This is a genomic window from Paenibacillus sp. FSL H8-0175 (assembly GCF_045040615.1).
Taxonomy (GTDB): Bacteria; Bacillota; Bacilli; order Paenibacillales; family Paenibacillaceae; genus Paenibacillus_AQ; species Paenibacillus_AQ odorifer.
Genome location: NZ_CP150299.1, coordinates 736336 through 748982, shown reverse-complemented (window position 1 = coordinate 748982; position 12647 = coordinate 736336). Strand labels below are relative to the sequence as shown.

The 12647-nt window shown below is 47.8% G+C and carries 10 protein-coding genes; 3 read left to right on the top strand and 7 right to left on the bottom strand.

The window, feature by feature from the left end:
• Positions 1-47: 47 nt before the first annotated feature.
• From guaA to MHH46_RS03285, 4 genes are all read right to left on the bottom strand, one after another.
• Positions 48-1586 (bottom strand): glutamine-hydrolyzing GMP synthase, encoded by a 1539-nt coding sequence (guaA, locus tag MHH46_RS03300; RefSeq protein WP_036679874.1) that lies wholly within the window; start codon positions 1584-1586, stop codon positions 48-50.
• Positions 1587-1748: 162 nt separating this feature from the next.
• Positions 1749-4088, bottom strand: coding sequence for a transglutaminase domain-containing protein (locus MHH46_RS03295; RefSeq protein ID WP_076195068.1), 2340 nt, complete (start codon positions 4086-4088; stop codon positions 1749-1751).
• Complete coding sequence (locus tag MHH46_RS03290) at positions 4057-5415, bottom strand: DUF58 domain-containing protein (protein ID WP_076130533.1); 1359 nt, start codon at positions 5413-5415, stop codon at positions 4057-4059. The genes MHH46_RS03295 and MHH46_RS03290 overlap by 32 nt, the downstream gene beginning before the upstream one ends.
• 132 nt (positions 5416-5547) lie before the next feature.
• A complete protein-coding gene (locus tag MHH46_RS03285) occupies positions 5548-6921 on the bottom strand; it encodes a polysaccharide deacetylase (protein ID WP_076130532.1) in 1374 nt (457 codons plus the stop codon).
• A 107-nt stretch (positions 6922-7028) separates the two neighbouring features.
• On the opposite strand from MHH46_RS03285, the gene MHH46_RS03280 reads away from it, so the two are divergent.
• Entirely contained in the window at positions 7029-7697 is a 669-nt protein-coding gene (locus MHH46_RS03280) for a DedA family protein (protein ID WP_076106058.1), read from the top strand.
• Positions 7698-7711: 14 nt separating this feature from the next.
• Here the strand turns inward: MHH46_RS03280 and MHH46_RS03275 are convergent, their stop codons facing one another.
• Complete coding sequence (locus MHH46_RS03275) at positions 7712-8974, bottom strand: MFS transporter (RefSeq protein ID WP_076130531.1); 1263 nt, start codon at positions 8972-8974, stop codon at positions 7712-7714.
• A gap of 150 nt (positions 8975-9124) precedes the next feature.
• On the opposite strand from MHH46_RS03275, the gene MHH46_RS03270 reads away from it, so the two are divergent.
• Both MHH46_RS03270 and MHH46_RS03265 read left to right on the top strand, forming a co-directional pair.
• Complete coding sequence (locus MHH46_RS03270; RefSeq protein WP_076130530.1) at positions 9125-10066, top strand: YafY family protein; 942 nt, start codon at positions 9125-9127, stop codon at positions 10064-10066.
• A 95-nt stretch (positions 10067-10161) separates the two neighbouring features.
• Positions 10162-10467 (top strand): zinc ribbon domain-containing protein, encoded by a 306-nt coding sequence (locus MHH46_RS03265; RefSeq protein ID WP_052096752.1) that lies wholly within the window; start codon positions 10162-10164, stop codon positions 10465-10467.
• Positions 10468-10551: 84 nt separating this feature from the next.
• Here MHH46_RS03265 and MHH46_RS03260 read toward each other — a convergent pair whose 3' ends face one another.
• Positions 10552-12063: a DHA2 family efflux MFS transporter permease subunit gene (locus tag MHH46_RS03260; protein WP_076106051.1), complete on the bottom strand. Its 1512-nt coding sequence runs from the start codon at positions 12061-12063 to the stop codon at positions 10552-10554.
• Positions 12060-12512, bottom strand: a complete 453-nt coding sequence (locus MHH46_RS03255) for a MarR family winged helix-turn-helix transcriptional regulator (protein ID WP_076130529.1) — start codon at positions 12510-12512, stop codon at positions 12060-12062. The genes MHH46_RS03260 and MHH46_RS03255 overlap by 4 nt, the downstream gene beginning before the upstream one ends.
• Positions 12513-12647: the final 135 nt, after the last annotated feature.

Here is a 12647-nt window from a genome sequence, read left to right as displayed (position 1 = left end):
GCAGTCCCTTAATAAATAAGGAGCTGCAGGTTTCTTATTGTTATATGCTATTCCCACTCAATGGTTGCAGGTGGTTTCGAAGTAATGTCATACACTACGCGGTTTACATTCTCAACTTCGTTGACAATACGTACAGAGATTTTCTCAAGAACATCCCATGGGATACGTGCCCAGTCAGCGGTCATGCCATCGATGGAAGTTACTGCACGAACACCTACTGTGTAGGAATACGTACGAGCATCACCCATAACTCCGACACTCTTCATGTTAGGCAGGGCAGTGAAGTATTGCCAAATTTCACGGTCTAATCCCGCTTTAGCAATTTCTTCTTGCAGAATGTAGTCAGAATCACGAACGATGGTAAGCTTGTCCTCTGTTACTTCACCCAAGACACGAATAGCAAGACCTGGACCTGGGAAAGGCTGACGCCATACGATCGCACGTGGCATGCCAAGCTCTTCACCGAGTTTACGAACTTCGTCCTTAAACAAGGTGTTTAGCGGCTCGATCAAGCTGAATTTCATATCTTCTGGCAGGCCGCCCACATTGTGGTGGGATTTAATGGTTTGCGCTGTAGCTGTTCCACTCTCAACGATATCCGTATAAAGCGTACCTTGTGCAAGGAATGAAAAATCTCCGAGCTTAGCTGACTCTTCGTCGAAGCAGTAGATAAACTCGTTACCAATGATTTTACGTTTTTGCTCAGGGTCTTCAACACCTGCAAGTTTGCTCATGAAGCGATCGCGTGCATCGATTTTCACTACATGAATATCGAATTTGCCTACGAAAGTCTCCATAACGCTTTCTGCTTCACCTTTACGCAGAAGGCCGTGGTCAATAAACATACAGGTCAATTGATCTCCGATTGCACGGTGGATAAGCATAGCCACAACGGAAGAATCCACTCCGCCACTAAGAGCGCAGAGTACTTTTTTATCTCCGACTTGATTGCGAATATCTTGAACGGCTTCATCGATAAACGATTCCATTGTCCATTTGCCGTCGCAACCACAAACTTGGTATAAGAAGTTCGAGATCATCTCGTTACCTTGAACGGAGTGACGTACTTCTGGGTGGAATTGCACAGCGAACAGTTTGCGCTCCGCGTTGCTCATTGCTGCAATTGGAGCACTTTCTGTACCTGCATCCAGCTTGAAGCCTGTTGGAAGCTCAACTACATGGTCACCGTGGCTCATCCATACAGTCTGGCGGTTCTCCAATCCTGCAACTAAAGCAGTTCCTTCTGCAAAGTCAACATCAGCTTTACCATATTCCCGTTTAGCCGAACGTTCTACTTTACCATCAAGCTGATGAGCCATCAGCTGCATCCCATAACAAATACCGAAGATCGGCACTCCTAGATCATAAATAGCCGGATCTACGTGTGGTGCATCTTCAGCGTATACACTGCTAGGTCCGCCGGAGAAGACAATTCCTTTAGGCGAAAGTGCTTTAATCTTGTCAACTGGCGTATTGTACGGCAAAAGTTCGCTGTATACTCCCAGGTCCCGAATTCTGCGCGCGATAAGTTGGTTGTATTGTCCCCCAAAATCGAGAACGACGATAATTTCATTTGGCTTGTTCATTACGTGCCTCCCTTGATTATTGGATTCATTATACTCATGGTTAATTCTCATCGTCAAGGAAAGGAGGACACGCCTCTCATAATCAGAGAGTGATAAAACTTCATGCAGAACCTTCCTTGCTATGGCATAAATTAGATAGCGGATCTAAGCGTTCTTAGCCGTTTATGTTAAACGGAAGGTAATGAGCAGACATTCGCGAATAAACGCGGCCGCATCAGAAGCCGCAGGTTCGCCGCCAAGGGCGGGAGCGGAGTCTACGGGATTGTCGCGGGCAGAGATCACGGCTGTGGAGGCCGAAGCTGGCGCGTACGCCAGGGTCTCCCACTGGCGGACAAACTGCCGGACGGCTACATCTAGTCCGGCATCGTAAATCCGCAGGGAGTCCACATACTCCCTGCCAGTAACGCCGGGCGGCGGCGGTCCAAACCGCTCCGCCAGCCCGTGCCAAGCCAGAGAGGCCGCGCGCAGCTGCCTCTCACGGCTCAAGCTGCTGCCGCGACGCGCGGCCAGCAGCAGAGCCAGGCTGCGCCGCCAGCGCCAAGCGGCGGCGGGAAGCAGCGCCGCGGCAGCGAGCGGCGCTGAAAAGGGCCCGCCCGCCAGCGGCAGGGCGGGCAGTTCCGCGCTGCGCGTTGCTTGCGGTGCGACTGCTGCGGCAGCAGGCCGTGCCGGCGCAGGGAAGCCAGCCGCAAGCGCAGGACCCGGCGTCGGATCGAAAGGAACCCAACCTGCGCCGGCAAAATAAACCTCTACCCAAGCATGCGCATCCCCTTGGGTGACTAAATACTTCGCCGGCATGGCTTCCTCCTGCTGGGTTCCAGGTCCGTAGCCTTGAACATACCGCGCTGGAATACCTGTGCTTCGCAGCAATACGGTCATCGCTGTGGCAAAATGCACACAGTAACCCTGTTTGGTCTCAAACAGGAAATGATCCACAAAATCAGCCCCAGCTGGCGGAACCATGGTATCCAGCGTGTAAGAATACCCGTTTTGCAAATAATCCCGAATGGCGGTTGCGGAGTCATATCGGTTGCCCGAGGAAGCTGTGAGCTTCTCTGCCAGAGCTTTCACTCGCTCAGGTAATAAATCAGGCAGTTGCAAGTATTTATTCTTTATTTCTTGTGGATCAGCGTCACCCAAACCGCGCAGCAGTACTGGATTACTCTCGGGAAGTATAGAATCAACTATATACTCAGTGATCCGAGTTGACCCCACCGAATCTGGCAGACGAAAGGTATCCCTGTCCTTATTCGCCAGAACATAACCAAGCTGGCTGCCATTGGATAGTTGAACTGTCTCAACATCTGTTAGGGTGCCCGCATTGAATACAGGAATTCCGCCGGAAGAGGGGCTGGCAAATTGTATCCGCTGTTGCAAAGTCCGCCCCCCATTAGTAGTGGTTACCGTCGCCGGAATCTGAGGCAGGCTGGACAAGTTAAGCGGAGTAAATTCCTCACCCCCTCTGATCCAACGGCGACCGTCATAATAGGCAATGCTCTCCCCGCGCCAATAGGTACGCTGGCTGGTCAATGCTGTGAAGACTGGCTCGGTATTGCGTGATAATGGAGCACCCAGTTCTCCATCATTTGTACTATACCCTGTTGTTCCTGCAGGTATAGCCTCATTATCTTCCGGCATATGGCCCGAAGCCCATTCCTGCAGCTTTTCAAAGGTTGACTGGAGTGTAGTTTGGTTAGGCGGTCGTACTTCATATACCTGCCCACCAAACCATGCTGTCATCATGACGAATATAGCAGTTGCTAATGCCAAAACTCCCCATCGGGCATACGGCAGGTGAATGCTGCCCACCCGTTCCCGCAGACGGAGCAAACCACTCATTGCTTGCATCCATACAATAAGCCCGACTGATATTACAACATCCGTTGTCGTATTAACGCCAAAGCCAATATCCAGAACTAATAGATAAATGAGGGTCACCGCTGTAAACAGCAGCGTACTACCTCTGAAAAGTGCAAGCTGCTGCACCGAAGATACCAGCAGCCCCCAGCCAACAATCAAAATCAAAAGTCTGCTGATCTCGCTTAGCTGAGAAACATGCCCGGAAAAGAGCAAAATCAGATCATTTGGAATTTCTACTGCATAAATGCCCAGCCATCCTGTCCCTACGCTCTCGCTGCATAGATATAGCCAAGCTGTGCCGATCATCAAACATTGGATACTTAGCAATAGCCACCCGGGAATCTGAAGGATTCCCCACATCAACAGCACGGCAGCAGAAATCATCAGAATCTGCAGCAATCTAGCAGTATCTTCCAATGAAGTCGTTCTATATAAAGGGAGCAGCCATTCTAAAAACAGCCCCAAAATAGCCAAAGAGAACAGCATGCGATAATACAGAGGTATCTTTCTCTGTTTACCGGCATGACTGTTCTCCAGTTTTTCCAAATGGAGCTGCTTTGGTTCCTTCCCACTGTGCTCATTCATAGAGAAGCTTGTGTCACCCGGTATCCGCTTACCGTAGCGTTGGTTTTCCGGATGATTCATGGTACTCTACCTCCCTGAGCCTGTAAGCTGGCAATGCATCATCCAGACAAAACATCCGTGCTCCCAGACGACCCAGACTATCCCCGACCGTTCCCCGCACAGGCTGGCGGATCTCCTGCAGCATTACCTCAGCAGGCAGCGGAGCTGGCTGATCCCAAGCATAATAGAGCTCAACTTTTACACCTTGCACTAAGAATTTAGCGATAACCTTAGCGGATTGTTCCTCTAATCTTCCGGTCACTATAGCAACGGTCATTCCCGGAATCCAGCCTCTAGAAGCATCCTCCAACAGCTCGGACAGGGTTCTTGTTCCATTCGGAGAAATATCAGTTAGAATATCCAGCACTCTCCCTGGGATTTTACCCAGTCCTTCATGCCTAGCCATTCCTTCCGGCCAGCCTCCGCTAAATAACTGGACATAAGCACCTGACTGCTCAGCAAAGAGCATCAGCCCCATCGCCGTTGACACTGCCTTCTCAAATACCGGAGGCTGCTCCTCCCGACTGCCACGAGGTGTAAGTGCATTGGCTGGAATCTCATAGCTTTTGGGATCATTAGCCAACACGATACAGCTCATTCTTGCCTTTTCACGCTCTGGAACTTTGCTCTGCAGATTTCCTAGCCGGGCGCTGTTCTTCCAATGAATTCGGCTAAGCGGATCACCGGGCTCATATTCCCGCGATTCCATGGTCTCATCATTGCTGCTTCTTCCCCTTCTGGAATAGAGCGAATTACCGCTAATAAAGCCGCTGTCCGGGACTGCTCCGCCATAATATAGGGGGGCTGGCAGCACTTTAACGCTATGCTCTTCAGCAGGCTCAGATCGGCCTGTGAACCAGCCGGGCAAATCTCCCCAGGTTACTCTACAGCCCTGCAAATGATGATGTCCCCGCGGCATATTCTCAAGAAGGTAGGTGTATTCAAAAGAGCGTCTGAATCCCGGAAACAGTAGCTTGTGATGTCCTCTGTCCCCCCAAAAATCAGCGATAGTCAGCCATGGCAGTGGAAGCCGGGCAGAGAAATTCACCCGCACCTTCACAAGCAATGTACTTCCAGCTATCGGTCTTACTGGAGTGATTGTCCGTTCAATCTTTATCGCCCGTGGACCTGAAAGTTGAACAATCAGTCCGCCAACCATGATAACGCCTACAGCGATCAGCAGAAATAAGAGTGATGCGCCTCCGCGCCATGCATATAAAACACCTATAATTCCAGCCACAGCCAGCATCCGCAACCATTCAGCCAACGCACTACGGCTACGCGGATAGCTTCTAACTCTTTCAGTCTTGTTATTTAATTTGTGTTCTACTTTTTTTGAAGAGGACAATGGAACGAACACCCTTCCTTTGGGTCTAGACTTGTTCCCAGCTGAGGAACTTATTACTATCTATTCTTCCCATGAAAAAGGGTGCCCAGACATTGTTTTTTTCTTTTAAAAAAACTGCCTGAGCGCTAAATCTCAGAAGGCTATTACCCGGCGCTCACCTTCCGTCACGCTTATATTTAAAGGAGGATGATCGGCTGTCTCCAGCAGCTCACGCAGCGATACCCAGATAGAACCGCCAATCATCTCCACACTGGCACCGTTTATCTTTTGAATATGATCAGGAAGATTTAACAGGAGTTCCTTGTTCGCCACATCCGCGATGATATCTTTGCCGTTCCAGGCAATCTTCCCACTGCGACTGCCCGCATCCCAACTAATCTGCCCTCCCAGCCGTTCGATCACAGCGCGAAGTGGCACCATATATTTCCCTTTTTGCAGAGCATATTCACCTGGCGCCAGCTTCGTCTCCAGCTTTCCAACCTCCAGCACCAAAGGTTTGCCGGGCGCAAACAGCTCTGCATTCGGTATGATATTCGAGGTGATCCAAGCTTCCGAAGGTTTCACTCTGCCCAAGCTATTTGCTTTTGAGGAGACTCTGAATTGTACAGGCTCCACCGTCTCATCTAAAAGGCCAAAGCTGTACCCAGCAGCCTTATAACGCGCAATAATATCAGGCAGTGCTTTAACACTCTCCTGATGGCCGCCGCCATCATGCAGCAGCAGAATAACCCGAGAGGACTTCAGATCTGCGGTTGACTCTTTTAAGATTTCTGACGCCGGTACCCCTTTGCGTTTAGAATCCCCGCTGTCCACCGTCCAATCCGTAACGATATAACCGGCTTGCTTCAACAAATTGAAGTAGGTATTATCAAAGTGATCAAAGGTTCCGCCCGGGGCGCGGATAAGTTGTGGGCGAACCCCTGTAATGCCCCGAACAATTTCTTCGGTCTTTTTAATCTGGCTCCAAAATTCAGTGAATCCACTATATAAATCATGGTAATTATGATTATAGGTATGATTGCCAATAGCATGTCCTTGTTCCCATATGGCATTAATTAGCTCTGGATGGCTTTTCGCTTGATTACCAAGGACAAAAAAGGTCGCCTTCACACCTTGCTGCTGTAAAATTTTTAGAACGTTGAAGGTATTGTCACTCGGTCCGTCGTCAAATGTAATATAGACCGTTTTTGAAGCTTTCTTTGCGGCCGCAATTGCTGAATATGTTGTCGACACCTTGGATACTTGTGCCGTACTGGAATTCAATTTAACTTCTGGAGAAGCAGTCACAATGGACTCTGCTTTAGGAGGCAATTCTTGCATCGCCACTAACGGGAGATTATTCTTAACAGAGACAGACTCCGCGCTTGCGGAATGTAATGAACGATTCATCCAAGAATCTACACTCTCCCCTGCGTTCCATCCCAGCATTACGATGACGATTACAACCATAACAAGCAATCCGCTTATCAAGTTTCGGCGGCCGTGAGTGTTTTTGTTACCTTTCATCTTCTCTACCTCCAGCATTCTATTGGCTCAAAAGCCATTTGGTAGATTGTATGAAGACAAGCTTCAAAATAGAATAAGGCAACTGCCCCTTGGAGAGTGAGAATCTTATGGAAATGCTGAACTTTATACAAGAATTATTCAGCAAATATGGATATAGCGTATTATTTTTTGGATTGCTGCTCGAATTTGTTGCCTTGCCGTTTCCCGGAGAAACTACCATGGCTTTTGCAGGTTTTCTTTCCTATACGGGAAGACTTGATTTCATAACGTTGATTCTAGTGGCGTTTGCTGGGACCACAGCGGGGATGACCCTCACCTATTTTGTCGGCTTAAAAGCCGGAATGCCCTTCATCCAGCGATACGGAAAGTGGTTGCTGTTCTCCCCTGCCAAGCTGGATAAAACGCAAAAATGGTTCGAGAAATACGGCAGTATCCTTATTTCCATCGGATATTTTATTCCAGGCGTTCGTCACTTTACCGGCTATTTTGCTGGTATAGTTGCGCTGCCCTTCCGTAAATTCGCCCTCTACGCTTATAGTGGAGCATTATTCTGGGTAGTGCTGTTTCTTGGCATAGGACGGGTATTTGGTCCGCAGTGGATGGGTATTTTCCATTTATTCGAGTTATATGCACTATGGATTATCTCTGGCGGTGTAGCTATAGCTGCCCTTGTAATCCTGTATCGCTACCGCAAAAAGATAAGCATCCGCCTGTTCCCGCGCAAAGCTGCCATTAAGCTACAGACTCAGGTTAAAAAAACTTCCAAGGGACGGTGAAGCCACCGCCCTTTTTAAGTACGTTTTTTCTTGCTGCGTACCCCCGCGTATCCTGCGAGTAAAAGCGCAACTATGGCAAATCCCGCTCCCCCAGCAAACCCTACCATTCTTGGTTCCACCCCTTCTAATAGCCACCCGGCGAACAGCATAGATAATCCCAGCAGCGTATTTCCTACTGCAGACAGGAGACCAAACACAAAGGGCTGCATAGCAGATGGGGTTTCCTGCATAACGAGCGTATCCAGACAGGCATTCCCCGTCCCCCCGGCAAATGACAGCAGGATGTATAACATAAATGCTGCCGCAAAATGATTGCTGACACTGATGCCCATCAATAATACACCTTCTAGTAAAAGCCCTCCGATGGCTACAATCAGCAGCCCCTTTTTTAAATAACGTGAGGTAAAAAAACTAAGGCTAAGACCGATGCCAAGCGCCGCATAAAATGCCCCCACTCCAATATCCCCCGCGTGAAATACCTGTATCGCATAGACACTGATCAGTACATTATCCAGACCATTTAGCAACGGCACCAACAGCTCATAACCGAAAATGACCTGCAACGTTAAGCTTCCGCCAATTACCATTCCCAGAGCACGCAGCCGACCGTATTGTGCTTCTTTATCGGATTTTTCTAAGTCCCCCTCAGGAAAATATGTAGCCTTCTTAGCCACCGTCACCATTTCCGAATGTTGTGGAAAATCGATACCGTAAATTAACATCGCTGCGATTAAAAAAGACACTGCATTCATAATGAATGCTGCCTCCGGACCAAACCACATCGACACCACCCCTCCACTGAACGCTCCAAGGATCAGCACGCAGCCGCTCATTAACTGCTCTAGTCCGTTGACGGTCAGCAGAGAATCTTTGGTGACGAGCAAGGGGATAGTGGACTTACGAACAGGGCTGTAAATGGCTTCGCCCGCTGCCAGTAAAAAACTTGCCATATATAACAACCACAGCTTCTCCTCCCCATCCACCCATAAAAAGGCTAAGGCTACTGGGACCCTCAGCATATCTGTAGCTATCATGATATATTTGCGTGGAATTTTGCTGCTAAGTATGCCTCCAAGCGGGGCCAGAAATAAATAAGGAAACAGTCTCACACCTAACGAAATCCCTACCGCCATGCCTGATCCCGTCAACTGCAGAACCAGCGCTAGTACTGCAACGCTAGTAAAACGATCACCAATTCCATTGATCAAGCCGGCTGTGAACAATCGTGAATATCCCTTATGACTCCTAAACATCGCAACAGCTGAGTGATTATTCATAAAATAAACCTCATCTCATCTATTTATACATATATCTAATTAGATATTAATCGAATCATTAATTTATGACAATGCTTTATTTTCAAGGATTTGCTAAGATGAAATACAGCATTACTTCACGGAAATCTCCGGGAAAGAAGGAATTGTCTTTTGAAAATAGATCGATTGCTCTCTATCGTTATCCTGCTAATGAACCGCCGCCTAATTCAGGCGAAGGAGCTAGCCGATATGTTCGAGGTATCTGTGCGCACGATTTATCGTGATATTGAAAGCATTAATGGAGCCGGAATTCCTATCGTCACCTATCAGGGAGCGAACGGTGGGATCGGGCTTATGGAAGGATACCGGCTGGACCGCAATGTTTTGACGGATCGTGAGCTGGCGGATATTTTCACGGCTCTGCAGAGCGTCTCGTCTTATGGAGGAAATGAACATACTCTGCTCATGGAAAAAATCAGCAGCGTAATCCCGCCCTCCCAATCCGCCGCCTTCCGCAGCAAAACAACTCAGCTCATCATCGACTTCTCCCCATGGGGTCTTCAACGTATTCTGGAAGAAAAGCTTGCCACTCTAAAAGAAGCACTTGAGGAAAGCGTGACCGTAAACTTTGATTATGTGGATGCTGCGGGTCAGACAAGCCAGCGTTCGGTAGAGCCCTATACTTTAGTGCTAAAGGGGCAAGCATGGTACTTATATGGATTTTGTCTCAATCGTCAGGATTTCCGTCTATTTAAGCTGTTGCGCATGAAAGAGCTCGTTAAGAATACCCAAGTTTTTATTGCAAAAGATGTGGATGCAAGCGAGCTGCCTTGGAGCAACGAGTATCAGAGATCAACCGTAACAACAGCAACACCCATCGTTTTGCAGTTTAAGGCTGAAAGCAAACATCTAGCGGAAGAGCGGTTTGATTCTACCGAGCTACTGCCCGACGGTAATGGAGGTTACAAGGTTACCATCAACTATCCTGAGGATGGATGGCTGTATGGTTTCCTGCTAAGCTTCGGGATGCATGTAGAAATCTTAGAGCCACCGCATATTCGGCAAAAGCTGGGGCAGCTTGCAGCAGGCATAGCAGCAAAATATACAACCTAACAATAAACCTGACGGAATGTCGTCAGGTTTATTGTTCTATACTGAACTTAAAGCGGGCGCTCGAGAGCTTGCATACCTTTAAAGGAGTGTTAAATATGGGACATGAACATGTAGAGCAAGGAGATCTTAAAATTTGTCAAAGCTGTGGAATGCCAATGCCTACGGCGGAATTGCTTGGAACGGACCAGAATGGCAACAAGATCGAAGATTACTGCGTGTACTGCTATGAGAATGGCGCATTCAAACAGCCTAACATCACGTTGCAAGAAATGGCTGACATTTGTACAGGCTATATGGTCGAAGAAGGAATGGATGAGAATGTTGCCCGTAAACTTCTCGCGGAGCAGCTGCCACATCTGAAACGTTGGAGCGATCCTGCAGCTGTGTCTCCAGCTAACTAATAGCATCACAACAAAAGAAGCGCCCTACGGAACCATAACAGTTCGTAGGACGCTCCTTTTTCCATTCTTTGTTAACCCAGTTTTTTATTGATTGTCCTGCTGTGGCTGCACTTCTTCCGTCTTCAGGAAGTCTGGCTGCGGTGAAGTCTTTTTAATAAAGAAAGCCAATACCAAAGCAACTACAGTGATCCAGGTAGCAATGTTAAAGGCATGCGTAACCCCGCTAATTGTAGCCTCTTGCGTAAGCTTAAGCATCGCTGCTTTATCGTTTAACGAAACCGTTCCGCTCATAAGCGTATCAGTGATTGTGCTCTTCGTCTTATTGGTCATTAGACTGACGAACAACGCCATTCCCAGCGCGCCTCCGACCGTCCGCAACGTATTCGACATTGCTGTACCATGCGAGCTTAAACGCTGTGGAAGCTGGTTAAGTCCAGCCGTTACAATCGGCATCGATAACATCGACATGCCTAACATCCGAACCGTGTAAGTAATAATCATATGCGTATACGTCGTACTGTCTGTAAGCTGGCTGAATTGCCAGGTCGTAATTACCGTAATAATCAGGCCTACCACAGACAGCCATCTTGCCCCGATTTTATCAAATATAATCCCCGTGATTGGAGACATAATTCCCATTAGAATGGCTCCCGGCAACAGCATAAGACCAGACTCCATTGGCGTAAAGCCACGGATCGTCTGCAAATAAATCGGCAGCAAAATCATACCCGAATATAAAGCCATCGTAATGATGATATTGATTAATGTCGTGAGTGAATACATATTGTATCTGAAAATCCGGAACTCAAGCAGTGGTGTCTCAGCCTTAAGCTCTCTCCATACGAATAAAGCCAGTGCAATCACACCCACAATGAGGCAGGTAATGACTGTTGCACTTCCCCAACCATCGGTTCCAGCATCACTGAAGCCGTACAACAATCCCCCAAAACCAATGGTAGACAGGATAACACCCGTTTTATCCAGCTTCGGAGAGGTTGTTTGCCCTACATTTTGCATTGTTTTCATACCTAGCAAGGTAGAAAGAATAGCCAGCGGAAGAACGATAAAGAACAATACACGCCAAGAATAGTTCTGAACTACCCACCCTGACAACGTTGGACCTACAGCTGGAGCAAAAATCATGGCTACCGCCATTAGCCCCATCGCTTTCCCCCGCTCTTCAATTGGGAAGATGCGAAGAAACACAATATTCATTAACGGCATCAAAATCCCTGCGCCAACCGCCTGAATGACTCTGCCGACCATGATCATTTCAAAGCCTGTTCCGATTCCACAGACAAGTGTACCTAACGAAAAAAGTGACATCGCGGTGATGAATAGCTGGCGGGTCGTAAACTTTTCCACCAGAAACGCACTAATCGGTATCAGCACACCGTTCACGAGCATAAATCCCGTTGTTAGCCACTGTGCCGTATTCGTTGCGATTTTTAGATCGTCCATTATGCTCGGCAATGCCACATTAAGAAGTGTTTGGTTCAAAAGTGCGACAAATGCACCTATTAAGAGCGCTGCAATAATCGGTCCTCTACGTATTCCCTTAGTTGCCGCTGCAGCGTTACCTGTAATTGTACTCATAAATTCTGTTTGTCTCTCCCCTGCTCTAAGATCTGAATGATTTCGGTATGAATCCTAAGTAATTCGCCTGCATCCTCGGCAGGTATATTGGATAGTGGAAGTAAGTGTCTTCTGAGCGATTGCTTACTTCTTTCCCTGATCTCTCTGCCCTTTTCAGTAATCGCCAAGTTGTATATACGCCGATCTACCTCAGAGCGCTGTCTTGTGATCAAATCGGCTTTCACCATCCGGTCCACTACTCCGCTCGCTGCACTGTTCCCCAAATGTAATAGCTCGGCAAGATCTGTAATGCCAATATCGGGATTTGCAGATATTTTGCGGAGAACCATCAACTGTGTTGGTGTGATGTCCAGCTCTTCAGCATCCTTCCACAGCAACTGCTGAAATGCATGGCTAATCCGGCGAAAAGAGGAGAATATATCATCTAATTGCTGCTCCTTATCTTCCAAATCTTCACCTCCAAAGAATTAATTAGTTAGACCATCTAATAGTTCGCATGCGTACTATTTTACACCTTAACTAAATTTCGGTCAATATTTTGCTGTAACTTTCTGAAAGTTAATTTTATATTGCAGGAAAAACAT

Excerpts from the sequence above, each read along its gene's own strand:
- guaA (WP_036679874.1), bottom strand. The coding sequence starts at position 1,586 with ATGAACAAGCCAAATGAAATTATCGTCGTTCTCGATTTTGGGGGACAA.
- MHH46_RS03295 (WP_076195068.1), bottom strand. The coding sequence starts at position 4,088 with ATGAATCATCCGGAAAACCAACGCTACGGTAAGCGGATACCGGGTGAC.
- MHH46_RS03285 (WP_076130532.1), bottom strand. The coding sequence starts at position 6,921 with ATGAAAGGTAACAAAAACACTCACGGCCGCCGAAACTTGATAAGCGGA.
- MHH46_RS03280 (WP_076106058.1), top strand. The coding sequence starts at position 7,029 with ATGGAAATGCTGAACTTTATACAAGAATTATTCAGCAAATATGGATAT.
- MHH46_RS03275 (WP_076130531.1), bottom strand. The coding sequence starts at position 8,974 with ATGAATAATCACTCAGCTGTTGCGATGTTTAGGAGTCATAAGGGATAT.
- MHH46_RS03265 (WP_052096752.1), top strand. The coding sequence starts at position 10,162 with ATGGGACATGAACATGTAGAGCAAGGAGATCTTAAAATTTGTCAAAGC.
- MHH46_RS03260 (WP_076106051.1), bottom strand. The coding sequence starts at position 12,063 with ATGAGTACAATTACAGGTAACGCTGCAGCGGCAACTAAGGGAATACGT.